General features: G+C 49.7%; 21 protein-coding genes and 1 pseudogene. 2 read left to right on the forward strand and 20 right to left on the reverse strand.

Annotation, left to right across the window (positions count from 1 at the left end):
* Positions 1 to 124 precede the first annotated feature (124 nt).
* A pseudogene (locus MO387_RS11045) lies at positions 125 to 529 on the forward strand (IS110 family transposase); the annotation flags it as partial.
* Between the two features lie 971 nt (positions 530 to 1,500).
* Positions 1,501 to 2,469, forward strand: coding sequence for an Abi family protein (locus tag MO387_RS11050; protein ID WP_107949616.1), 969 nt, complete (start codon positions 1,501 to 1,503; stop codon positions 2,467 to 2,469).
* A gap of 604 nt (positions 2,470 to 3,073) precedes the next feature.
* Here the strand turns inward: MO387_RS11050 and MO387_RS11055 are convergent.
* From MO387_RS11055 to MO387_RS11150, 20 genes are all read right to left on the reverse strand, one after another.
* Complete coding sequence (locus tag MO387_RS11055) at positions 3,074 to 3,316, reverse strand: type II toxin-antitoxin system Phd/YefM family antitoxin (protein WP_107949614.1); 243 nt, start codon at positions 3,314 to 3,316, stop codon at positions 3,074 to 3,076.
* Positions 3,317 to 3,606: 290 nt separating this feature from the next.
* Positions 3,607 to 4,350, reverse strand: a complete 744-nt coding sequence (locus MO387_RS11060; RefSeq protein ID WP_107949611.1) for a hypothetical protein — start codon at positions 4,348 to 4,350, stop codon at positions 3,607 to 3,609.
* Between the two features lie 28 nt (positions 4,351 to 4,378).
* The gene (locus MO387_RS11065) at positions 4,379 to 5,635 is read right to left on the reverse strand and encodes a beta-ketoacyl-ACP synthase (protein ID WP_107949609.1); all 1,257 of its coding nucleotides are present in this window, start codon (positions 5,633 to 5,635) and stop codon (positions 4,379 to 4,381) included.
* The gene (locus MO387_RS11070; protein ID WP_242326276.1) at positions 5,636 to 6,361 is read right to left on the reverse strand and encodes a 3-ketoacyl-ACP reductase FabG2; all 726 of its coding nucleotides are present in this window, start codon (positions 6,359 to 6,361) and stop codon (positions 5,636 to 5,638) included.
* Between the two features lie 165 nt (positions 6,362 to 6,526).
* On the reverse strand, positions 6,527 to 7,060 hold the full coding sequence (locus MO387_RS11075) for a hotdog family protein (protein WP_014620562.1): 534 nt from the start codon (positions 7,058 to 7,060) through the stop codon (positions 6,527 to 6,529).
* 4 nt (positions 7,061 to 7,064) lie between these two features.
* Positions 7,065 to 8,264 carry a beta-ketoacyl-[acyl-carrier-protein] synthase family protein gene (locus MO387_RS11080; protein WP_242326277.1) on the reverse strand — a complete coding sequence of 400 codons (1,200 nt, stop codon included), beginning with the start codon at positions 8,262 to 8,264 and terminating at the stop codon, positions 7,065 to 7,067.
* A 49-nt stretch (positions 8,265 to 8,313) separates the two neighbouring features.
* Positions 8,314 to 9,078 carry a DUF3261 domain-containing protein gene (locus MO387_RS11085; protein ID WP_242326278.1) on the reverse strand — a complete coding sequence of 255 codons (765 nt, stop codon included), beginning with the start codon at positions 9,076 to 9,078 and terminating at the stop codon, positions 8,314 to 8,316.
* 4 nt (positions 9,079 to 9,082) lie between these two features.
* The gene (locus MO387_RS11090) at positions 9,083 to 10,372 is read right to left on the reverse strand and encodes an NAD(P)/FAD-dependent oxidoreductase (RefSeq protein ID WP_107949601.1); all 1,290 of its coding nucleotides are present in this window, start codon (positions 10,370 to 10,372) and stop codon (positions 9,083 to 9,085) included.
* Between the two features lie 23 nt (positions 10,373 to 10,395).
* On the reverse strand, positions 10,396 to 12,903 hold the full coding sequence (locus tag MO387_RS11095) for an MMPL family transporter (RefSeq protein WP_242326279.1): 2,508 nt from the start codon (positions 12,901 to 12,903) through the stop codon (positions 10,396 to 10,398).
* Between the two features lie 2 nt (positions 12,904 to 12,905).
* Complete coding sequence (locus MO387_RS11100; RefSeq protein WP_242326280.1) at positions 12,906 to 13,703, reverse strand: outer membrane lipoprotein carrier protein LolA; 798 nt, start codon at positions 13,701 to 13,703, stop codon at positions 12,906 to 12,908.
* On the reverse strand, positions 13,700 to 14,134 hold the full coding sequence (locus MO387_RS11105) for an acyl-CoA thioesterase (protein ID WP_006079813.1): 435 nt from the start codon (positions 14,132 to 14,134) through the stop codon (positions 13,700 to 13,702). The genes MO387_RS11100 and MO387_RS11105 overlap by 4 nt, the downstream gene beginning before the upstream one ends.
* Positions 14,131 to 15,705, reverse strand: a complete 1,575-nt coding sequence (locus MO387_RS11110) for an aromatic amino acid ammonia-lyase (RefSeq protein ID WP_242326281.1) — start codon at positions 15,703 to 15,705, stop codon at positions 14,131 to 14,133. The genes MO387_RS11105 and MO387_RS11110 overlap by 4 nt, the downstream gene beginning before the upstream one ends.
* Positions 15,702 to 17,591 carry a glycosyltransferase family 2 protein gene (locus MO387_RS11115; RefSeq protein ID WP_107949593.1) on the reverse strand — a complete coding sequence of 630 codons (1,890 nt, stop codon included), beginning with the start codon at positions 17,589 to 17,591 and terminating at the stop codon, positions 15,702 to 15,704. Before MO387_RS11115 ends, MO387_RS11110 begins: the two co-directional genes overlap by 4 nt.
* A complete protein-coding gene (locus tag MO387_RS11120) occupies positions 17,585 to 17,989 on the reverse strand; it encodes a thioester dehydrase (RefSeq protein WP_006079816.1) in 405 nt (134 codons plus the stop codon). Before MO387_RS11120 ends, MO387_RS11115 begins: the two co-directional genes overlap by 7 nt.
* Positions 17,982 to 19,346, reverse strand: a complete 1,365-nt coding sequence (locus tag MO387_RS11125; RefSeq protein WP_107949591.1) for an AMP-binding protein — start codon at positions 19,344 to 19,346, stop codon at positions 17,982 to 17,984. Before MO387_RS11125 ends, MO387_RS11120 begins: the two co-directional genes overlap by 8 nt.
* Positions 19,343 to 19,891 (reverse strand): hypothetical protein, encoded by a 549-nt coding sequence (locus MO387_RS11130; protein WP_071940445.1) that lies wholly within the window; start codon positions 19,889 to 19,891, stop codon positions 19,343 to 19,345. Before MO387_RS11130 ends, MO387_RS11125 begins: the two co-directional genes overlap by 4 nt.
* A complete protein-coding gene (locus tag MO387_RS11135) occupies positions 19,891 to 20,139 on the reverse strand; it encodes an acyl carrier protein (protein ID WP_006079822.1) in 249 nt (82 codons plus the stop codon). The genes MO387_RS11130 and MO387_RS11135 overlap by 1 nt, the downstream gene beginning before the upstream one ends.
* A 9-nt stretch (positions 20,140 to 20,148) precedes the next feature.
* Positions 20,149 to 20,403: a phosphopantetheine-binding protein gene (locus MO387_RS11140; protein WP_006079824.1), complete on the reverse strand. Its 255-nt coding sequence runs from the start codon at positions 20,401 to 20,403 to the stop codon at positions 20,149 to 20,151.
* A complete protein-coding gene (locus MO387_RS11145; RefSeq protein WP_199908767.1) occupies positions 20,387 to 21,262 on the reverse strand; it encodes a lysophospholipid acyltransferase family protein in 876 nt (291 codons plus the stop codon). Before MO387_RS11145 ends, MO387_RS11140 begins: the two co-directional genes overlap by 17 nt.
* A complete protein-coding gene (locus MO387_RS11150; RefSeq protein WP_107949589.1) occupies positions 21,255 to 21,989 on the reverse strand; it encodes a beta-ketoacyl synthase chain length factor in 735 nt (244 codons plus the stop codon). The genes MO387_RS11145 and MO387_RS11150 overlap by 8 nt, the downstream gene beginning before the upstream one ends.
* Between the last annotated feature and the right edge of the window lie 49 nt (positions 21,990 to 22,038).

The raw sequence follows: 22,038 nt of genomic DNA on the forward strand, positions 1-22,038 counted from the left end.
TAGCAATATACAACGAAATGAGACCGCATCTGAGTTTGAATATGGCAACCCCTAATCAGGTGCACAATAGAAAAGGCCAGCTACAGGAGCTGGCCTAAAAACTGTCAACCTATCTTAGGACGGGACAAAGAACAATGTGATTTGCCAGCGTTTAGAAACTATCCCAGGTATTGGTCCAGTCACCGCTACCGCCTTTTATGCCGCCGCAGGTGATGGTAAAGACTTCACTAATGGCAGGCACTTTTCAGCTTGGTGTGGCTTAGTTCCCAAGCAACACAGCAGTGGAGGTAAAGATAACCTCCTTGGGATAAGCAAACGGGGAAATGCGTATTTACGCACCCTGTTCATCCACGGCGCCAGAGCCGTGTTGCAACACAGTTGTCATAAACAGGATAAATTTAGCTGCTGGGCAATCCAGTTAGCAGAACGCCGAGGTTTTAACCGAGCCTGTGTAGCCGTCGCCAATAAACTCGCGAGAATGGCATGGGTTATCGCGGCGCATGACGAAGAATATCGACTTCCAGTATAGTGCTGAATAGATTCAATAAACGTTAATAATTAACCAACCAGCAAGTTGCTAAGACACTTGAATTGATGATGAGACAGTCAGACTGATCTACCGAAAACCTTAGCTCGGCATAGGCTCATAATGAAGCCGCAAGGATGATAAGGACAGTAGAAGCAGATATCCATCAGGGCCAGAGGCATACCTCAATAACAGGCCGGATATATGGGTGCAATGAACTCTTCTCAAAATCGCTATCGAATGTCTTGCAAACCGGATGGGTCCATATATGCACGAGAACGACCATGCCTCGATCACGCAACGAACGCAAATGCCCTGCGGCAACTCCGAGGGGATGGTGTATCCCTTAGGCTCTTACGTAATTGATCAATCTTTAAGAAGCAAAAATTATGACTGTCCGATCTTTTTGATCTTTTTGTTGTTATCTGTTTGCCAATGCGCCGTGGTGGATAAGCAAAGGGTAAGCTAACACTAAGTCGATTTTTGCCTCAGATACAGTCATGCCACTTTTGATTACTCTCATTCAAGCCATTTTAGCCAAAGCAGGTTGTTGACAAAACGAAAGTGCATTATGTTATTGATTTGAAATGGATGGTTTTATTTATTTTTTAAACTCAAAAATACGTCCTTCGTTGTCAAAAGCAATTATTGCAGACCTTGATGGGTTATGTAGCGCAGATATGTTTCCTTCTAGACGCAATGATAAGCTCTGATTTCTTGCTAAAAATCATCGTATCTGAGGTTTTTTTAGCGCAAGTTAGAGCTGCATAAAATAGAATAAAAATGCCAAAATTAAATGTGGATAGTTTATCTAACATTCTTGTGCCAGTATGTCCGGAGTCTGAGATGAACAAAATAACGTCAAAGCTTACGGATTTAGTTCTGTTTTGCGACCAACTAAAATCTCGCCTACAAACTAGCCAGCAGTCCCAGCTTGCCCTGGCTGAGTCGCTGGTGGAAGGAGCCCTTGCCTGATGCCCTACGCTCGCCCCTGGCTTAGCTATCAACAGCAACTGGATCAGCTGATTGAGCGTGGTATTACGGTCACCGACCAAGATGCCGCTCTGAACTATCTGGAGCGGATCGGTTATTACCGTTTAAGCGGTTACTGGTATCCATTTCGCCGCTTTGAGCCAGCAGCTGAGGGTGAGGGAAAACGGGATACCCGGGCAACTGACCAGTTTTGTACCGCTACACATTTGCTGGATGCGGTCGAGCTCTATCTGTTCGACAAGAAATTGCGCCTGCTGGTACTGGATGCGTTAGAGCGGATCGAGGTTGCCTTACGGGTCGATCTTGCCTATCACCTTGGCAAGCGAGATACCTTTGCTCACCTCGATTGTAGCTACTTCCATCCCAGCTTTATCCGGCAGCCCGCATTCAGGGGAAGTCACCAGACTCGATTTGAAGCGTGGATGGAGAAATACCGGGGGTTGATAAAGCGTTCCAAAGAGGATTTTGTTCGCCACTACCATCAGCGCCATGGTGACGAGCTGCCGATCTGGGTGGCGGTAGAGGTGTTTGATTTTGGCGCTATCTCGCAGCTGATCTGCATGATGAAAGTGTCAGAACAGCAGCATATCGCCAGCAAATACGGTTTGGACTGGCAGGTGTTTGCCAGCTGGATCTACGGTCTCAGTTACCTGCGCAATATCTGTGCCCATCATAGCCGCCTTTGGAATCGCAACGTTACCACTCAGGTGAAGTTGCCCAAGCCGGGAGCTGTGCTGTGGTGCGATTTCTTGGCAAAAGATGATGAGAGGCTGGCCAAGCCATTCGTGTTGCTGGCCATCACGCGCCATCTACTCAAGGTGATTTGCCCAAATACCCAGTGGCATATTCGCCTACGGGATCACCTGCTGACGTTCCCCGCACAGCAGTCGGTGCGCAAGCTGGGATTGGCAAACATGGGGTACATAGAGAACTGGCAGGAGTGGTGGTAACGCCGCTAAATAAGAACCCCAGCGTAAGTTGCAAAGCAACCAAGAGGCCAGGGTCGTGTTGCGGTAGATATTAGACTGAGTTGACGTCGCTGTCAAAACCTTTGTCGCTGCCATTTTAGTCTGGTAAGTATGTTTTAAAGGGCTTGTGGTAGGATTTTTATTTTTTATAAAACAAATAGTTGCGTTTCAGAAAGCAGAAAAACAGAACAGTCGAATATTTACGTTATCTTGTTTACGCCTAAGGTATGTCTGCTGAGATGGCTAGCTTGGTTTAGGTATTGCACTGTTGGCAACATTGAGTGCATGTTCAGGCTAACAGAATACAGTTTAGCTAACGGAATTAAGCACTGTCATGGAAGTGACCGTTGGCGGCATGGATGCCGCCGTCGAGCCCTCAAGGACGAGCTCATGGCGTGTCACTGTAATGAGAGTGCTTAATCTCAATCGCTGAAGGTTTTATAGCCCCGAATATCAGTTTCTGAAACGAACTCTGCAATGCAGAGATTGAACTAATAAGGCTTGAAAGGCTATTTCAGATGATTTTGGGGTAGTTGTGGCTGAGCTAACTTACTCAGTTTATAGCGTTTATTTTTCATGTAAGTTGCTACAGGGCGTTAAGAAAATCTTCGCCATCAACGACATTAGCTTTCGCTAAGTCTTCTTTAGCAGCGTTGAAGCAGTGTTTAAGGTAATCCGCTTTCATCGCCTCAAGCTGTTCGAAGTCGTGGATAGACATCACAACAACCGCATCTTTACTGTTTTTGCTGATCTTGATGGGTTCGCGTTGAGCATTTAGCAGTAACTCACCGAAATTTCGTTTGGCGTCATTGGCTGTTAATGTTTGCACGATTAAGCCCTATTATTTGGAAATACAGTGGCAGTATAGTGTATTGTGCGAAACGCTCAAAACGATTAAATCGTGCGATCTTTTCGAAAACAAACGGGTCATAAAGCTTTATCGCCAGTAAAAGGCACTGGCTACAAGGTCAACCGCGCTGTGCGGCATTCTGCGGGGGCTCCCTAATCCGCTCACTATTAATTATCCTTTCCGATTCTCAACATTATCCAAGCGAATATAAAAATGGCCGAGGATAAGTTCGGCCATGATTTGTTCTATTAAGCGTAAAACGGGCAGGTTTAGTAGAATTTCTTCAGGTAGCTTGCCGCATATTTTTGCAGTTTTCGGTTCGAACTTGTGGTCGCAATACTTTCAATCACGTCGCGGTAATCTGCGTTGCCTGAACTAGCTAGGGCTTTTGCCATATTGGCATAGGTATCGATGGCGAGTTTATCATCGGCCATTAAGCGTGGTGTTTTCAATTCGTTACTGAGTACGGCTAGGATAAAGTCATCGTACTGGCGGTCATCCATAATGCGTTTAGCCGCCAGTCGCATTAACTCTAAATCATCGCTGCGTAGGGCATTGGCAAAGGCATTATTTTGCTGACTTTGGTCGGCAGCATATTGGCTTTTATCCCCAAGAATTGTATTCCACTTTTTATATTGCGCTAGGTTTTCATTGGCTTGAGATGCGTATTTTTTGAGTTTTTTGTGATAGTTACCATTTACAATGCTGTTGATGGTTTCGCTGTACTTGTCGTTACCCGAGTAGGCTAAGCCTTTGACTAACCAAGCACTGTAGTCGATGGCATTTTTTTCAGTCGCTTGGGGTAAAGAGGCAAGCAGTTTAGCTTCGAGCACATCGTAAATTGCAGGATCGGATAAGCCTGCAAGGCTTAACGATTCGATGGCTTGTTTCTGCTTAAATTCGTTGTCGCCCTTAAAGACTTCTTGGTAGGTTTCTACCGTGTATTCTTTGGCAAACAGTGGCGCGGTTAATAAACTGATGCTCAGCAGCATCCCTGCAAACAGTGGTTTCATTGCTATGTCCTTATGTGGGTTGTAGGTGTTATCTGGTCCAGCGTTTAAAAATCAGCGAGGTATTAATGCCGCCAAAGGCGAAATTATTACTCATGACATAATCTGTGTCGATCGGGCGCAGTTCGTTACGGATATAGTCCAAATCGGCGCACTGTGGGTCGATATTCTCAAGATTGAGTGTTGGCGCAAACCAGCCCGCATTCATCATCTCAATACTCACCCAAGCTTCTAGCGCGCCGCATGCACCTAAGGTGTGGCCCGTGTAGCTTTTTAGGGATGAAATCGGCATGTTAGTGCCAAATACCGCGTGAGTCGCGTGACTCTCGGCGATATCACCACGGTCGGTGGCTGTGCCATGGGCGTTCACATAACCTATGGCGCTAGGCTCAAGCTGCGCATCTTTGAGGGCCAATTTGATGGCGATCTCCATGGTCTGGGCATTCGGTTGGGTGACGTGTTGACCGTCGGAATTTGTGCCAAAACCGACTAACTCAGCATAAATTTTTGCACCACGCGCCTTGGCGTGTTCTAGCTCTTCGAGCACCAGCGTACAAGCCCCTTCGCCAATGACGAGGCCATCACGGCTCGCATCGAAGGGGCGCGGCGTGAGTTCGGGTGTGGAGTTTTTGGTGCTGGTGGCAAACAGGGTATCGAACACCACAGCTTCGGTGGGACAGAGTTCTTCGCCGCCGCCCGCTAGCATTAAGGTTTGCTGACCGTATTTGATGGCTTCATAGGCATAACCTATGCCTTGGCTCCCCGAAGTGCATGCGCTGCTGGTGGTGTGAATTCGGCCCTTTAAGCCGAAGAAGACGCCAACGTTCACCGCTGTGGTGTGCGCCATCATACGGATATAGCTAGTGGCGGTGACGCCCGACATATCACCCGTTTTCAGCATATCGCCAAAGGCGGTAATAGGATCGGTACTGCCTGTGGATGAACCATAGGCAATCCCCATTTCACCTGAGGATACGATAGGGTCATCCAACAGCCCCGCATCGATTAATGCAAGTTCACTGGCGCGGGTTGCCATAATAGAAACCTTGCCCATGGAACGAATTTTCTTGCGTGAATAATGGCTTGGCACGTCAAAGTCAGTAATAGGCGCGGCTAAACGGGTGTTGAGGCCGTCGTATCTATCCCAGTCATTCATAGTGACGACGCAGTTTTTCTGCGCCTTAAGGCTCGTCGCAATGGTTGGCCAATCATGGCCTAGTGCGGTAATACCACCAACACCTGTGATGACCACTCGTTTACAGCGTGTTTGATTTGTCGCCTCGCTCATTTAGATCATGCCTCCATTGACCGATATCACTTGGCGAGTGATATAGGCTGCATCGTCAGACATTAAAAATGCGGCTAAGGCGGCGATTTCATTGGGTTTACCCATACGGCGCATCGGCACTAATTGCTCGACCATGTCCTTAGGAATATCGGCCACCATGTCGGTTTCTATCAAGCCGGGGGCGATACAGTTGACGGTAATTTTGCGTTTTGCCAGTTCTAATGACAATGCCTTAGTTGCGCCGATAATACCCGCTTTGGAGGCGCTGTAATTCACTTGGCCACGGTTGCCCGCGATCCCAGATACCGAGGCTAAGGTGATGATACGTCCACCTTTTCTGCCTTGTACCATAGGCATCACGCAGGGATGGATGACATTATAAAAACCGTCCAAGTTAGTGTGAATGACGCTGTCCCACTCGCTTTCAGTCATGGCGGGAAAGGCGGTATCGCGGTTGATGCCAGCATTGAGGATCACGCCGTAATAGGCACCATTGGCCTCGATATCGGCTTCGATGGCGGCTTTGACTGTCGCGCGGTCGGCAACATCAAATTTCAGCAGGCTCACATTGACTCCAAGCGCGCGAACTTCAACGGCAGTGGCATCGGCAGCCGTTTGATTGCTGTGGTAATGCAGGGCGATATCGAAGCCTGCTTGCGCCAGTTTGAGGGCGATGGCTTTACCTATGCCGCGGCTCGAACCTGTGACTAATACTCTGTTATTCATTTGTTTTCTCCACCCCATTTTATCTTTAGGAGTCGGTATGGGGTTTCATGTATTTATGGTAAAAAGCTGCTTGCTAATGCGCTTAATCTAACGCTTTTATCGACAGGCTAATTCAGTTTGCTGCGATTGCATGGTCTCAGCATTGCCTCGATATTAGTGTCCAAGTCAGTGCCCAAGGCTTCTATTGCCCGCGTCTTGATTTCCATCAAGGTAGGCTTGCGTGTCTTGAGGTTGGAACACATTCACATTCGCTGTGGCGACTAAGATTTTCTCTTGATCGCTTCCGGCTTCGGGCAGCAGATAAATCTGGCAATCGAATACCGCTAATCCCGACTCCTCTTGATAGAGGCGGTTTACCTGGGTGCGATAGGTGCGCCCGAGTTCATATTGCTTGGCATGTAGCGCTAATTTGCGCGACCCCAACAGAAAACCCACGCGGATTTTATCATTGCGTAGCTTAGCTTCTACTCCGGCCAGTGCGGCAATACTTTGGGCCATATATTCGATACCCACATAATTGGGTACGGCTTTATGTTTATCGTCGAAATAGGGGCTTTGGGTTGTGATAGTGACTTCGGTAACTAAGGTATCGCGTTGATAAGAGATGATCTTATCGACCAAGATCATCGGCGCCCTGTGGGGGATGAAATCGGCAATATCCTGCTCGGCAAAGGGTAAATTGAATTGAATAAAGGGCATCATTTTAGGCCTCGTTACGGCAAAAAATCAGGCTGGCATTGCTGCCGCCAAAGGCGAAGGAATTACTCATCACATAATTAAGTGCACCTTTTGCGGCGACTTGATGGCGTTCGACTAAGGCAATGGACGGGTCCTGTGGATCGACTTGTCCGTCCCATTGATGGGGCGGCAGGGCTTGGCCGTGATTATGTGCCGAAAGCAATAAATAGCAGAAGGCGGCTTCAATCGCGCCAGCGGCACCTAAGGTATGGCCGACTAAGGGTTTGGTCGAGCTGCAGGGCGGGGTGTTGACGCCAAAGACTTCAACCACAGCGCGGCTTTCCATCGCATCATTTTTGGGTGTCGCTGTGCCGTGTAAGTTAATGTAACCAATGTCTTGTGCCGCAATATTCGCATCTTGCAAAGCCGCTTGCATGGCGGTGATAGCGCCTGCGCCTTCGGGGTGTGGCGCCGAAATATGATGGGCATCGCTCGACTCGCCAATGCCAGCCAGCATCACATCGGACTCGCCCGCCGTCAGCACGAATAAGGCTGCGCCTTCGCCGATATTGATGCCATCACGGTTGATACTAAAGGGATTGCAGTGGCCTTTCGACACAGATTCCAAAGCATTAAAACCATTGACTGTCAGTTGGCACAAACTGTCGACACCGCCAACTATCACCATATCGCAGAGGTTAGCGCTGAGTAAACGTTTGGCACTGGCAAAGACTTTGGCGCTGGAGGAGCAGGCGGTTGAAATCGTGTAGCAAGGGCCATCTAGCTCAAAATATTGGCGCAAAAAGTCGCTAGTGCTGCCGAGCTCCTGCTGGAAATAGTGGTAATCCGCCGGAAAGTGGCCGTGTTGATTGCGGTAGCTCAGGGCCGCTTCACCTTTAGAAATCCCCGAGGTGCTCGTGCCTAGCACAACGCCAATGCGGGTATGACCAAAATCCCGTTTCGCTTGTTCAATCGTGGCGGTAATTTGCTGCGCCGCGCATAGGAGTAACTGGTTATTGCGGCAATCGAACTGAATGAGCTTTGCAGGAATCGCCGGCAGCGCAGCTGTCACTGGCGCAACTAAGGTTGGGTGCTCGAACAGGAGTGTGTCACTGCGCTGCATCGCGCTGGTATCGCCCGCGATCAGGCGGTCTAAAACCTGCTGGGGATCTTGCCCTAGCGGGGTACACAATCCAATCTGTGTAATGGCTACTCTGTTCATCATAGCGTATCGTTTTTTTACCATGGCACAGTGAAGTGCGGGTGTTAAAAGGTTAAATAGGTTCGATTTCTAGCTCAAACTTGGCCTGCGGCATAGTTAAGCTGATGTGGGCTTGCCATAGGGCATCGCCGACATTTTGTTGATAACGGATTTGCACCACATGGGTTTGCAGGGCGCTTTTACTGATCAAGGTATCTTGGCTATAGATCTGGCGACAGGACGAAGTGTTAACAAGTGAGTCTCCAGCCGCATCGCAAAGGCCAGTCACTAAATGGCCACCTTCCAAATGGGCGCGAATACTCTGCTCAGGCCAATAGATCAGTTGCATCATCGCCATTAAATACTCGGCTTTAAAATTGTCGCCCAGCAGCACGCTTTGCTCACTGCGGAGTGTATTCCCATCATAAACTAAGGTAAACAAAGCCTGTCCGAGTGGCGCTAAACCCACGAGCGTCATGCGCTCGCCCTCTAACTCCAATTGAGTGAGCAGTTCGTGGGACTCTTTACCCACTTTAATACTGACTTTTTGGCTAAAGGACTGGGGTGAAGATACGCCAGTATTGCTGTCGGTTTGCTGACTCGCCATGATGGCGGGCTTAGTTGTAGACTCAGTCGCGGGCTGTATCCTAGGATGAGTCAACGGCTTATCGGTCGCTGGAGCAAAGTCATGGGGCAGTGGAGCCAAACAATAACGCATATCCTTAGTGAGCCCGACACAGGTCTGCCTGAACAGCAGTTCACTACAGCCCGTCAGCCCAAGGCTTGCGAGCAGCAGGGCGGCGATCACTGGCCATTTAGCGTTAAGGTTTAGCGGCATGCGGTTAGACCTCTGCGAATGCTGGAGTGGCGGCTGGGTTTCGGCACAGTTCGACTATCATGTTAAGGCGTCGCTCCGAGTCTTTAACAAAGGGGTTATTTGTATCCCAAGCATAGCCCGCCAGAATAGAACAAATCATCTGCTTGATACGCTCGTTCGGTTCTTCATAGAAGATCACGTCCTGAAAGCGGCCATCATACCAAGCTTGCACATAGGTACGAAAGGCATTCACGCCCTGCATCAAAGGTGTTGAGTAATCGGCTTGCCAGTCAACCGTTTCGCCATTGAGTTGTTTCGTCAGGCATTTTGCTGCCATAGACGCCGATTGCATGGCGATAGTCACACCGGAGGAAAACACAGGATCGAGGAACTCGCCTGCATTACCCAATAGCGCGAACTTTTCGGTCGCAAGGCGTGACACATTGGCGGAATAACCTTTGAGCGTGGCGCATTCCTGTACCACTTTAGCGTTTGTCAGCAGGGCTTTTAGCCCTGGTTCTTCATTGACTATGCTCATCAATTGTTGCTCAAGCGAACCTTGTAAACGCTCAAGTAACTGCGGCTCAGCCACCACGCCGAGTGAACAACGGCCATTGCTAAAGGGAATAAGCCAATACCAAATGTCTTTATGTTCAGGGTGGACGCTGATCAAAATCTTATTACGATCGAAGCTAGCATCGCTGATGTTGTCTTCTACATGGGTGAAGATGGCGCTGCGCGGTGGCAGGCAAGACGGACTTTCTAAGTTGAGCAAGCGGGGTAATACGCGCCCAAAACCACTGGCGTCGAGCACATATTGGGCATTGATTTGATAAAGCTCGCCCTGTTCATTACGCACCGTTAAGCGTGGGTTCTCGGTTAAATCTATCGCCTCGACCGTTGCGCCGTAGCGGATGTCGACCCCTTGGCTTTGGGCGGTATCGGCTAACAGTTTATCAAAACTGGCGCGCTGCACTTGAAACGTGGTGCCCGGCCCAGGAGTAAATTTATCGGTAAAATCGAAGGTGGTGTAAGTTCCATTGCGACGAAAAGCGGCGCCATTTTTATGTTGGAATCCAGCGGCATTGAGCGCATCTAACATACCTGCTTCTTCGATAAACTGCATGCAGCAGGGCAGTAAACTTTCGCCGATGGAGAAGCGAGGAAAATGCTGTTTTTCTAACACAAGCACGCGCTTACCTTGCTGGTGTAGCAGGCTGGCAGCGATGGCGCCCGAAGGCCCTGCGCCGATAATGGCCACATCGACATCAAGTGAATTTGGCATAGTTGATAAATCGTGAACCTGTGTAGACATGTAAAATACGTTCCTTGTAGTCATCAGGACTTTTTTGTCGTTAGAAGCTGATTGGTGGTTAAAGCCAGTGTTGTGGTCAAAATCAACGGCGAAAGTAAAAAGGTAAACCCTATGCCCAGCGACAGGGTTAAACCAAAGTAGTGAATCGCTTGGGTCTGGCTAAAGGCAAGTAAACCAAAGGCCAATAGGGTCGAGCAGGCGGACATAAACACCGCCATCATCACGGCCTTGCCGTGGTTCTGGGCTGAGGCAAAAAACAAGCTGTAGTCTATCCCAATCCCGAAAACTAAAATGAGTGCCAGTGCATGGAACAGACTCAGTGGTGAGCCCGTTAAGCCTAAAGTTGCCAGCGTTAGCAGGGCCGCAAGGGCTGGCACGGCAACCACAACCGCCGCATTTTTAAAGCCGAAATTCAGGCTAAATAACAAGAGTGCGATGCCAAGTGCAAGGGCTAACAGTTTTAGGGTTAACAGTCGGTAATGTCCCATGACGGCTGAGATATCCGCGACTTTATCGATAAGTTGTACGCTTTCATCATGGGCAAAACGGGCCTTAAGGGTATCGATTTGCTGAATGCCACCAAGGAGGACTATTGCACCATAATCGGCACCCTGATCCGCGCCATGTTCCGCGCTCGCCCCATCATCATTTAGTGCGCCTTTGCTGACTGGACTGTTAGCCTCATTCGGCGCAAGCCATAGCGGTGCGAGTTGCTTGCCTGCCTCTAACTTAAAAAATCCTGCTGGCGTGATGTACTCTGTTTTTGCTGCCAAATAGGCGGCTTGCAGTTCTGGCTTTAGATTTTCATCCAACCCAAGGCTTGTGATCACTGTATCTAGCTGAGTTTGATAGATTTCGCCCTGTAAGCGGTAAGCCGTGTCTTGTTTTTGCTGGCTGGGCAGATAACGGCTGAGGCTGACATAGTTGCCTAACTCTTGGTTAGCTATAGCGGCCTCGAGCAGGGGTGACACTCGCTCAAGCTGTTGTAGTAGCGCTTCTTCACTCGCGGCGCGTACCAGTAAGAATTGATTATCTGTGCCGCCGCTGAGTAGCTGCCTGAGCTTATTTTCAGGTTCAGTCACGCTTGCGGGGCTTTGCTGCAAATGGCGAATATCGTCATCGACGGTTAACTTCGATACGCCAATCAGACACCAAACAACTATCACTAAAGCAAATAGGCCCATGCCTAACGGCGTGGTCAATTTGTTGGATAACTTAGTTAAACTAGCAAGGTAAGTCCCCGCGAATGCTAATGGGCGGGAGCCTTCAGGCAAGCGACTGCCCGCGAGTAGCGGGTAGGCGAGAATGAGGGTGAGATAGGCCCCAAGCAGCCCCGCTGCGCAGAAGATGGCGACTTGCTGCATACCGGGAAACGGCGCTAACCCTATGCCGACATAAGCCAAGGCGCTGGTGATAAAGGCAAGTGTCACCGTTGGGAAAATATACGCGACCGTGGCCTTCGCACTGCGTTCGCTATCGCTTAAGCGCTCGCAGTAAAAATGAAAACTGTAGTCGATAGCAATGCCAATCAAGCTAGTGCCAAACACTAAGGTGAGTAAATGCAGCTCGCCAAACACGCTTAAGGTAAAAGTCACGGCCAGCAAGAGCCCGCTGGAAATGGTGACGATTGCCAGCAGTAGCGGCATTACAGAGCGAAATGCCAACCAGACTAAGGCTATCACCCCAAGTAAGGATGCAAGACCAAGGATCGAGATTTCACTCTTAGCCGTTTGGGTCGCCGCAATCGCGTGAAACAGAGCGCCAGCCTTAAGCACATTGATATCGGGATAGCTTTGTTTAACAGCATCCAAGGCCGCTGTTAATGCCGTCATCTGCGCTAATTGCGCATTGGGATTAAAAGCGCTTTCTCGCCCCTTTGCCATGACGACCGCGGCAACATTATCGCCTTGATTCGCGAGCAGTATCCCTTGGCTGGCTCTGACTTTTGAACTCGGCGCGAGGGCGAGTAAATTGGCTGGGAATAACAGCAGCGGATCTTGGGCAAGCAAGTTGCTATTGGTGTAACTAAAGGCGTTGTAAAGCTGTGCGGTGGCCGCTTCAATCAGATTTCCAATGTCTTTCGTTGCTAACGCCTCAGCTTGTGGCGCTGTCAGTAATTTAAATCTGTGGGGGAAATAGTATTGCCCCAAGGCTTCACCGAGCTGCATATCGGCGCTGCGAATCTCTGTGAGTGCAGCATTTTTGCCAGTAGCAACAAGGTCTGTTTCAAGCTTTTGCATCAACAGCTTAGCTGCAGCGATTGCCGTGGTTTCATCCTTGGTGACGAGCGCAATATAGACTTGGTCAGCGAGCGTGGCTTCAACTTGGTTAAGGGCGCGCTCTGTGAGTTTATCTTGCTGTAAATGCGGCAACATGGCGAGGATATCGCTCTGCACCCGTGCGCCGTTTTGCCAGAGTTGCAGCGTCCACAGACTGGCAGATAGCATCAATAGCAGCCAAATGGCGAGGCGCCACTTGGGGGAAGATTGCATCAAAGCTTGACTGGCGCGCACGGCGAAGTTGGAGGGCATGGTTAAGGTTTATTCGCCTCGAGCGCTAACGCATACTGAGCCAATTCGGTTTCGCTCAGTGCTCCTTGGGAAAGCGCACTAAAGTCGATGCGGGTCATATCCTGCGGGCTCACACTCGGCGCTGCGCTCAGCAGCACTAAGGATTGCAAGGTATCGCTACCCTCTAACACCATATTGGCGATGGCTTTTTTCATTAAGGGATCTTTGGGCGTTAGGCCTAATTGCCATTGGCTGCCTGGACTCAAGCTTTCTGGGTTTAACTTCTCAGGGCTTAACTTTGCTGTGTTTAACTTGTCTGTGCTGAGGAAGTGCAGCTCGAAGTTCTCACTTAAACCGGAAATATCACCGCCGAGCATAGCGCGCACTAGGCTGGGCAATAAATCCCCCATAGCGGCGGCGCTTGCCGAGGCATCGGCCTTGCTGACTTGGACTCGACCTTGGCTATCGCGCTGAATAAGTTGCTTATCTTTTAAAATCAGTAGGGATTCAAAGGGCTTTATCTGTTGCCAAATCAGCCCTTGCTCTTTGTCGAAGATAAACTGACCTTGGCTGATTAACGGCTTTTTGAGCACCTTTAACTGCCGAGATTGCACAAAGTTGCCACGAACTGTTTCGCCCAAGTTAAGCTTTTGGCTTAAGTCCACAAGTTGTGCTTTATCCGCAGTTTGGGTGAATAGTTGCTGGTAATTGTTGGCAGAAACTGCCGTTGTCGATGTGTCAGCCTTGCACTGTGCCGATATCCATACGCTGCAAAAACACAGGATAAGCATAAGCTTGATGTGTGTTAGCGTGGCGTTCATTGGTTTTCTACCTTAGCGAGCAGGGTGGCGATTTTGTCACGGAATACGTCTGGGGTGACAAAGCACAATTCTTGAGTGCTCATATCGACCGCCGCCTGAATGGTATAACCCTTAGTGATGCGCGCACCGGTTTCGACATCGCGAATTTGATAATTGATCTTTAAACGGTTTTCCCACTCAACTAACTCGGCGCGCACTGTGATTTTTTGCTCAAAGGTGCTGGCTTTAACGTACTTAATCTGCAAATCGATAATCGGCCACGCATAGTTAGATGCTTGCATTTGTCGATAGTTATAGCCTAGCTCATCGAGCAGTTTACAGCGGGCTATTTCGAAATAACGCAGGTAATTGCCATGCCAAGTGATCCCCATGGAATCCACATCGTGGAAGGGAATTTGCATTTCCATATCGATAGTGAGCAATGATTTCATCGGCACACTTCCCATTCACCCGCTTGGATTTTTGCTATGGTTTGGCGCAGCACGGCTTCGAGCGGTCTGTCTTCAATTAAGGTCTCAAAATCGGCGCGCACTTGGGCGAGGGTTTTCCCTAACGATGGCGTGAGCGAGGCTTCGCTCAGTTCATTTTGGGCGATACGCAAACCAATACCTTGGGTCATGGCGAGCAAGGCGGCGGCAGCGACTTGTTCGGTCAATTGCAGTACGCGCATACAGTCACGGGCGGCGATAGTGCCCATGCTGACCTTGTCTTGGTTGTGGCATTCGGTCGAGCGTGAGAACACGCTGGCGGGCATAGTGTGCTTGAGTGCTTCTGCCGTCCAAGCCGACACGCCAATTTGTACCGCTTTAAAACCATGATTAATCGCGCGGCGCGCTCCGGTTGAGCCGGATAAGTTCGCAGGTAAGCCATTGTTAAACTTAGGGTCCATCACGAGTGCCATTTGGCGATCGATAAGATCGGCTAAGTTGGCCACAGTATTTTTCAGCGAATCCATCGCAAAGGCGATATGGCCGCCGTAGAAATGGCCACCGTGGAGAATGTGCTCGCCTTCGCCGTCGACAATTGGGTTGTCGTTGGCGCTGTTGACTTCGGTTTCGATAAACTGACGCATAAACGGCAGCGCATCCTGCAACACGCCGATAATGTGCGGTGCGCAGCGGATGGAATATCTGTCCTGCAGCCTGTCTGAATTGCGTGGATGTTCGTGGTGATTTAAATCTTCCCGTATCCAAGTGGCGATTTGGTTTTGTCCCGGATGCGGTTTAGCGGCAAATAAGATTTCATCAAAATGGTTCGAGTTGCCTTTTAACGTTAACGAAGCCATGGCGGTAATGCGGCTACTTAAGCGGGCAAGATATTGGGCGCGATCAAAGGCTAAACAGGCCAAGGCCGTCATCACAGCCGTGCCGTTCATCAGGGCTAAGCCTTCTTTTGGGCGCAGCACGTGCGGGGTGATGTTGAGTTTAGCGTACACAGCTTGAGTCGCTTGGCGCTCACCTTGGTAAATCACTTCGCGCTCACCGACTAATACAGCGGCTAAATACGAAAGCGGCGTTAAATCACCACTGGCGCCGACCGAACCTTCCTCTGGGATCACTGGCACTATGTTGAGATTGAGCAAGGTTTCGATGCGCTTTAATAGCTCATAGGTCACGCCAGATTTGCCAATGGCTAAGGAGTTTAAACGGCAAGCCATCACAGCGCGGGCCTGCATTATGCTTAAGATCTCGCCTAAACCGCAGCCGTGGAAGCGGGTTAAATGCAGCGGTAACTCGTGGACTAGATCTAAGCTCACATTGACTGTGCAAGAGTCGCCATAACCTGTGGTTACGCCATAGACCACGCCTTCTTCGTGCAGCAGGCTATCGATAAAACGCGCACCTTTTTGGATATATTCTTGATAATCCGCATCGTCACAGAGCTTGACTGGTGCGCCCTTGGCGACGGCAACCACTTGTTCTAAGGTGAGAAATTGACGGCCGAACTCAACAGTCTGTAGGTCTGATTGACTCCCGGAGTCGGCTGCTTTGGTGTGGCTCATGAATGCTGTGTCCTGTCTGTCTTATGATCCTGCTCTGGGATCGGCGATGATGCTGAAGTTGTCGGTAACGGATTAGGCTGTACTAAAGGCGATGGGGTGCGTTGTAGCTCGCTGTCTTTGCGCCAAAAATCGAAGAAATTAAACCATTGTAAAGGCTCGCGTTTGGCGAAGTATTCTAAACGTTCGCTGTAGCGATTTACCGCCTGCTGTAATCTGTCCATTCTGCCCGCTCTTGGGCCTTTCAGTGTTTCAGCGAAGCGTTCTAAATGCACCCGATAACGCCCTTGTTCCCGCAGGCAAAACATTAAAAACACTGGGCAATCGAGTAAGCCCGCCAAAATAAACGGCCCTTGTGGAAACGCGGCATCTTGGCCCATAAACGGCGCATACATGACGCGGCCTTGGGTATTCGATGAGGTTCTATCCCCCGCAATCACCACCAGTTCACCGTCCTCAATTTTTTGCTGTAACAGCATAGACGTTGCAGGATTCAGCTCGGTCACTTGAATAAGATTGAGCGTGCTATCTGGGTTTAACTGTTTGAGCACCTTATTGAAGTTTTCCGCATGGCTAGTTAGCACCATGACATTCACTTTGACTTTGCGCTGGTGGATTGAAATGGCGCGGCAAAGTTCTAAATTACCAAGGTGCGACACTAATAACACCGCGCCTTTGCCGCTTTCGAGCTGGTCGGCCAGCACTTGGCGGTCGGGGAAATCCACTTGGCTCAATTGTATACGATCGCACCAGGCATCGATTCTATCGAGTGCGGCATTGCCAAAGGCTAAAAAGTGATTCAGGCTATCGCGCCAGCCTACAGGCTGATTGAGCTTAGGATGTTGCGGCTCAAGTATTTGCACACGGCGCAGAAAATCTAACGAGGCTTCACGGGTGACTTTGCCTGTGAGGAAGAAATAGCAAATCACCGGATACATAATGGCGCGGCACAACCAATGGCCGCCAAAGCGATAGCTCTCGGCTAACAGTTTGATGCCCCAGTAACTGCCGCGCTCCTTCATGCCAGACCAATGGGTGGCTGAAGTTGATGATGTTGCTGAAGTCGATTGTGTTGCTGACGAGCAATCGGAAGTTTGCACGACTTGTTGCTGCGATTTACGCTGTGATTTACGCTTCAATAGCCAAGGCAGGCGTTTGAGCATGCCGAAAAACAACTTAGTGTGCAGCTTAGTGATGCGCACATTATCGGCCACAGCTTGAAAGTGACTGACGCCGCCTTCGGGATAAATCACCTTAGTCGGTTGGAATAGAATTTCTACCCCTTGCCAGTAAAGTTTAACCAGGATTTCGATATCAAAATCCATTCGCTCGGTTAAGGCTTGCTGGCACAGTAATCGCTCGGTGGCGGCCAGCGGATAAACACGAAAGCCACACATAGAATCTTGAATATCAAAGCTTAAGGTTTCGACCCATACCCAAAAATGGGTTAGGTAACGGCCATAAAGCCTGCCCTTAGGTACAGATTCATCGTACTCAGGCTTACCCGAAATCAGCGCATCGGGTTTAGCTTGTGCCCTTGCTAACATAGCCGGAATATCAGCGAGATTATGTTGACCATCAGCATCGACCTGCAGCGCATGACTGAAGCCGTCGCGGTAGGCACGGCGCAGCCCTGTCATCACAGCGGCGCCCTTACCACGATTGTACGGATGCAGCAGCAAAGTCACCCAAGGATAGGTTTGGGCTAAGGATTGCAGTAGATAACGGGTTTCATCATTGCTGCCATCATCAATCAAATAACAGGGCAGATTAAACTGGGCGAGTTCGGCCAAGGTCTGGGCAATCGCGGCGCTGTGATTGTAATTGGGGATCACTAAGGCGAGTTTGATGGGCACCGACTCAACGAGGTCGCTGGGAGGCGTTAGCACTGACTTGCCTCATCGCCATTGTTGGTAGCAGATTTGCTGTTAACGGGCGTGCTATCAAAGGCGATACGGCCTGAAGCATAACGGTTTTCACCATCGCAATAGGCGAAGGTGAGTTTTGCCTTAGCGGCATTATTGCTAATGCTTAAGGTGACTTCTTGGCCCGGCAGTATGAGTTGCTGAAACTTAAGCACTTCTAAGTTAGCAACCGCCTCTGAATAACCGAAATGTTGGCAGCCTAAACGCACCGCCCAATCTAATTGCGTCACGCCCGGCAACACGGCTTGTTCGGGGAAATGGCCGTTAAAATACTCAAGGTCGGCCGCCACTAACAGACGTAATTCAATGTTATCAATGCCGATATCGGAATGCAGGATCGGCGGTAAACTCGATTTAATCATGATCAAATAACTCGACTAACTGGGCAGTGACACGCTTCCCCTGAGTGTTAAGCGGTAAAATATCGGGATAACGCCAGCGGCGTGGCAGCGTGACGCGCTCAAATTGGGTCAGTAAATGTGCTTTTAGGGCATTGTTAATACTGAGTTTGCCCTGTTCTTGCAGCACGTTTTTACCGAGTTCTGACAGGGTTACAACCGCGCCAAGTTGGGATTTAAACTGTGGTAGCACTACCAGAGCGGCTTGCTCAACGTAGGCGTGGCTGCACATGAGGGTTTCCATTTGCGCCAGTGACAGGCGTTTCTCTTCAATCTTAACGATGCGATCGAGTCGGCCCTTGAGTCTAAACTGGCCATTTTCGGTTGGTTCGATTTTATCTTCGCAGCGTAGCCATTCATCGTCGGCCAAATAGGGCGATTTCAGCAGCAGGGCGCCGTCGGTCGGATCTTGATCTATTGAGATGCGGTCAAACACTTGCCAAGGTTCATCGGCCTCATGCTGACGGCGATAGGCGATGCCACCGGTTTCTGTACTACCAAAAATTTCGATGGGTAAGTGACCATAGCACTGGTTGACGCCTTTGGCCGCGGCAAAACTTAATGGCCCGCCAGAGCTAAACACTAAGCTCGGTGAGCGCAGCTGCCGCTCGTGCTCTAGCGCTTTAGGCAGGCGCGATAACTGGGCTGGGCTACTGATCAAACACAGGTTTGGCAGCAAGGCAGTGTAATAACTTAGGGTTTCTGGATATTCAATCTGCTCGCTTAAAAACGGTCGACTGGCGGCGAGCGGCCACAAAATCTTGAATAACAGACCGTAAATATGCTGGTGGGAAACCGTGGATACTACGCTGCAATGGGGCAAATGCTCGGCAAAAGTATGTTCGAGCACAGACACTTCGACATCTAACTGTTCGAGTGTTTTACGGATCGCCTTAGGTTCGCCGCTGCTGCCAGAGGTAAAGAGCACTAACTCGCCGATAGCCTCGCTCGCGGGCCAAGGTTTGTTGGGTAGACTCAGTTCTTTTTTCAGCAACACAAAAGCTTGGCATTCGCACAAAGGCTTGTCTGACAATATGCCATCAAACTGGTGCGTTAACTCGCTCAAGGTGCCGGTTTGGGTGTTGGGAGGCAGGATAATTTCTTTGCCCGCTAACAGCGCGGCACATAATCCAACGGCAAACAGATCGCTGGTATCACTCGCGAGCAGCCATTTTTTCTCGGGCGCGGCGAGCAGTTGCTCGTAAAAATACGCCACCTGATTGGTAAATAATGCACCTGTGACTATGTCGTGGTGATTAAAGCTGATCAATTGTTGGGCAAATGGCCCTTGGGTTAACCAGTTTTTGAGTAGCTGTGTCATGTTTTCTTCAACCAAAAGCTGCGATATAACCATTCCCCACCGAGGAGCAGTCCCATGAGTACGTATGCAATCAAACCGTTATACAAGGTCCAGGTTGCTAAGCTAGTAAAGCCAGCGGTATAAGCCGCCATAGAGCCATTTAAGATAAATAAGCCGCACCAAAGTAGGGTGACTTTTTTAAGATACGGAATGGCTTCATCCGGTAAATCGGGTTCTTTCAAGCGGGCTAAACGCTCTATCATGCATGGGCCAGTGTGCAGTGAATAACTGAACAGAGCCAGCATAGTCAGATTTATTACCACTGGGTAATACAAAAGCCAGTCGCTGCGCTTGGCAAGATAACTGCCTGCGGTGAGTACAATCCCCACCAACAGGGGCAATACTAACGTCTTAACCTTTTGCTTTTGTAGCATTAACCGCACAATTAGCAATACACACAGCACGAGCGCTATGGTGCCAGCAGGCAAATAATTCAGCCCGAAATACACGGCAACCGGATAGGCCAGCAATGTGAGGGCGGTTAAGACTTGTAGCAAGGCGCGCATTAGTCTTTAACTAAACCTTCGATGGCATTAACCACATCGTTGACTGTGCGAACGGATTTAAATTCATCGGGTTGGATCTTTTTACCCGTCAGTTGCTGCAGCTTGATCACTAAGTCGACGGCATCAATACTGTCGAGATCGAGCTCTTCATACAGGTTGGCCTCAGGCGTAATCGCCTCGGCCTCAATTTCGAATTCGTCCACTAAAATAGTGGTCAGCATAGCGAGGATTTGTTCACGATTTTGCATATTCCTCTCCTATGGACGCTGTGATTCGATAAAGCTAGCTAAGCTGGCAACACTGTGAAAATGGGCCTTAGTGGCATCCGAGTTCGCTTCGATTTTTACATCAAATTTTTTCTTGATGGCTAAGCCGAGTTCGAGGGCGTCGATTGAATCTAAGCCTAGACCTTCGCCAAAGAGCGGCGCATCGGTTTCAATATCATCAATACTGACGTCTTCAAGATCGAGACAGTCGATGATTAACTGCTTTATTTCATTGTTTAAGTTCATAATTATTTTCGAGTTGTTGTTTATAGTAGTGTTCAAGATCCCGCGTCAGCTGCCGGGCCATTTTTGCATGCTCACCTAAAGCCGCTTGGTACTTTTGGTAAGAAACTGTTGCGCCGATTTCAACGGCCATCCCCATGGTTTGCCTTGGGATCTCATACCAAGGTTGCTCCTTTGTCAAACCACGGACATTGGTACGCAGCACCACAGGTAAAATATCTGCTTCGGCCCTTAAGGCAATGTTGGCGGCGCCGCGGGCAAAGTCGTTAATGGTCGCGCCGACAACCGTGCGTGTGCCCTCGGGGAAGATAATTAAATTGGTGCCCCTCGCGAGCACTTCGCGGCAATCCTCTAGCATAAGTTCGGCGCCGCGATTGGGAATATAACCCGCGCAGGACACGACACCACGCAAAAACGGATTACGCCATAAACCTTGTTTGACTATGCAGCCCGCATTGGGCATGAGGCTTATCAACACGACCACATCCACTAAACTGGGATGATTGGCGATAACGATAACGCCTCTGGCGTCGTGCAGTTGTTGTGCTCTATGGGTACTAACGTGGATCACGCCCGCCCAAGTGAGCATGGCGACAAAGCCTTTGAACATCAGATGCACGGCCTTTTGGACTCGAATAATCCGCGCCTCGGATGTACCAGGCCAGAAACGTAGCAAAGGTAAAATGGTCAAGGAGCTTAATAAGCCGCCTAAGCCAAAGGCGATATAACAACTCACTCCGCCTAGCCAACGTGACACATAGTTCAGCCCTGCGCGGCGAGTCTCCGGCGGGGTATAAGCGGCATTGTGCATTGAATCTTCATAACCCTTGGCGGCGTCATGGCTGTGGGCTGTATCAAACATGCTCTAGCTTCCAATACCATTGGGATAAGCAGCCTGAAATATTTTGTGCTGTCGCGAGTGCATGGAGCAAGGCGCCATAGGTCAAAGGATTTAATGCGCTTGACTCAGAGATGCGGCTCACTGTGAGCTTGACCGAAGCGGGCGCATCGAAGGGCGCGAGCTGTAATCCTAGGGCCAAAGGCAATTCAAATTCTTGGGTAAACTCATCGTACACAGGTGGCACAGGATCATCACCGAAGACTAACAGCAAGGGTTCTGGTGACTGGTGTAACTGGGCGAAGGCTTCAACCATAGCTTGTGACAGGGTTTCGGTACCTGCCGCAACTGAGGTCGACGGTGCGGTATTGGCCGCCACTATGCCAAAAATGCCGCTGGCGGTGTTGTGCACCGACTGACTAAACCCTAAGGGCGATAAGGGCTGTTTGGCGATAATGTCTTCGAGCAGTCCGATAGTGCGCTGCAACTCTCCGTGGCGCGAGGCAAAAATAGAGCGGCAGTTCGCCGGCATATCGCACTGAAAACTCACTTCTAACATCATCTTAGTTAAGCGACTAAAACGGCGGCGTTGCATGGCGGGAACGTGTTTAAGTGCGGGAGCGGTCGTATCAGACTGTGGTGTGTCGAGATTTAATTCAGCCGAATTTTTGCACCAAGTTTGCCAACTTTGCGGATGCTGATATTGAGGGGCCCAAGCGCCCCAAGAGAGAATGCTGAATGTTAGTTGCACTACTTTGCCTCGACACTAAATTTAAGCTGTCTTAGTTATCCCTAACTAA

Source organism: Shewanella sp. N2AIL, assembly GCF_022690845.1.
Classification (GTDB): Bacteria; Pseudomonadota; Gammaproteobacteria; order Enterobacterales; family Shewanellaceae; genus Shewanella; species Shewanella baltica.

What these genes read in the sequence shown, in the direction of transcription:
- MO387_RS11050 (WP_107949616.1), top strand. Translation starts at nt 1,501, where the DNA reads ATGCCCTACGCTCGCCCCTGGCTTAGCTATCAACAGCAACTGGATCAG.
- MO387_RS11060 (WP_107949611.1), bottom strand. Translation starts at nt 4,350, where the DNA reads ATGAAACCACTGTTTGCAGGGATGCTGCTGAGCATCAGTTTATTAACC.
- MO387_RS11065 (WP_107949609.1), bottom strand. Translation starts at nt 5,635, where the DNA reads ATGAGCGAGGCGACAAATCAAACACGCTGTAAACGAGTGGTCATCACA.
- MO387_RS11070 (WP_242326276.1), bottom strand. Translation starts at nt 6,361, where the DNA reads ATGAATAACAGAGTATTAGTCACAGGTTCGAGCCGCGGCATAGGTAAA.
- MO387_RS11075 (WP_014620562.1), bottom strand. Translation starts at nt 7,060, where the DNA reads ATGCCCTTTATTCAATTCAATTTACCCTTTGCCGAGCAGGATATTGCC.
- MO387_RS11080 (WP_242326277.1), bottom strand. Translation starts at nt 8,264, where the DNA reads ATGATGAACAGAGTAGCCATTACACAGATTGGATTGTGTACCCCGCTA.
- MO387_RS11085 (WP_242326278.1), bottom strand. Translation starts at nt 9,078, where the DNA reads ATGCCGCTAAACCTTAACGCTAAATGGCCAGTGATCGCCGCCCTGCTG.
- MO387_RS11090 (WP_107949601.1), bottom strand. Translation starts at nt 10,372, where the DNA reads ATGTCTACACAGGTTCACGATTTATCAACTATGCCAAATTCACTTGAT.
- MO387_RS11095 (WP_242326279.1), bottom strand. Translation starts at nt 12,903, where the DNA reads ATGCCCTCCAACTTCGCCGTGCGCGCCAGTCAAGCTTTGATGCAATCT.
- MO387_RS11100 (WP_242326280.1), bottom strand. Translation starts at nt 13,703, where the DNA reads ATGAACGCCACGCTAACACACATCAAGCTTATGCTTATCCTGTGTTTT.
- MO387_RS11105 (WP_006079813.1), bottom strand. Translation starts at nt 14,134, where the DNA reads ATGAAATCATTGCTCACTATCGATATGGAAATGCAAATTCCCTTCCAC.
- MO387_RS11110 (WP_242326281.1), bottom strand. Translation starts at nt 15,705, where the DNA reads ATGAGCCACACCAAAGCAGCCGACTCCGGGAGTCAATCAGACCTACAG.
- MO387_RS11120 (WP_006079816.1), bottom strand. Translation starts at nt 17,989, where the DNA reads ATGATTAAATCGAGTTTACCGCCGATCCTGCATTCCGATATCGGCATT.
- MO387_RS11125 (WP_107949591.1), bottom strand. Translation starts at nt 19,346, where the DNA reads ATGACACAGCTACTCAAAAACTGGTTAACCCAAGGGCCATTTGCCCAA.
- MO387_RS11130 (WP_071940445.1), bottom strand. Translation starts at nt 19,891, where the DNA reads ATGCGCGCCTTGCTACAAGTCTTAACCGCCCTCACATTGCTGGCCTAT.
- MO387_RS11135 (WP_006079822.1), bottom strand. Translation starts at nt 20,139, where the DNA reads ATGCAAAATCGTGAACAAATCCTCGCTATGCTGACCACTATTTTAGTG.
- MO387_RS11140 (WP_006079824.1), bottom strand. Translation starts at nt 20,403, where the DNA reads ATGAACTTAAACAATGAAATAAAGCAGTTAATCATCGACTGTCTCGAT.
- MO387_RS11145 (WP_199908767.1), bottom strand. Translation starts at nt 21,262, where the DNA reads ATGTTTGATACAGCCCACAGCCATGACGCCGCCAAGGGTTATGAAGAT.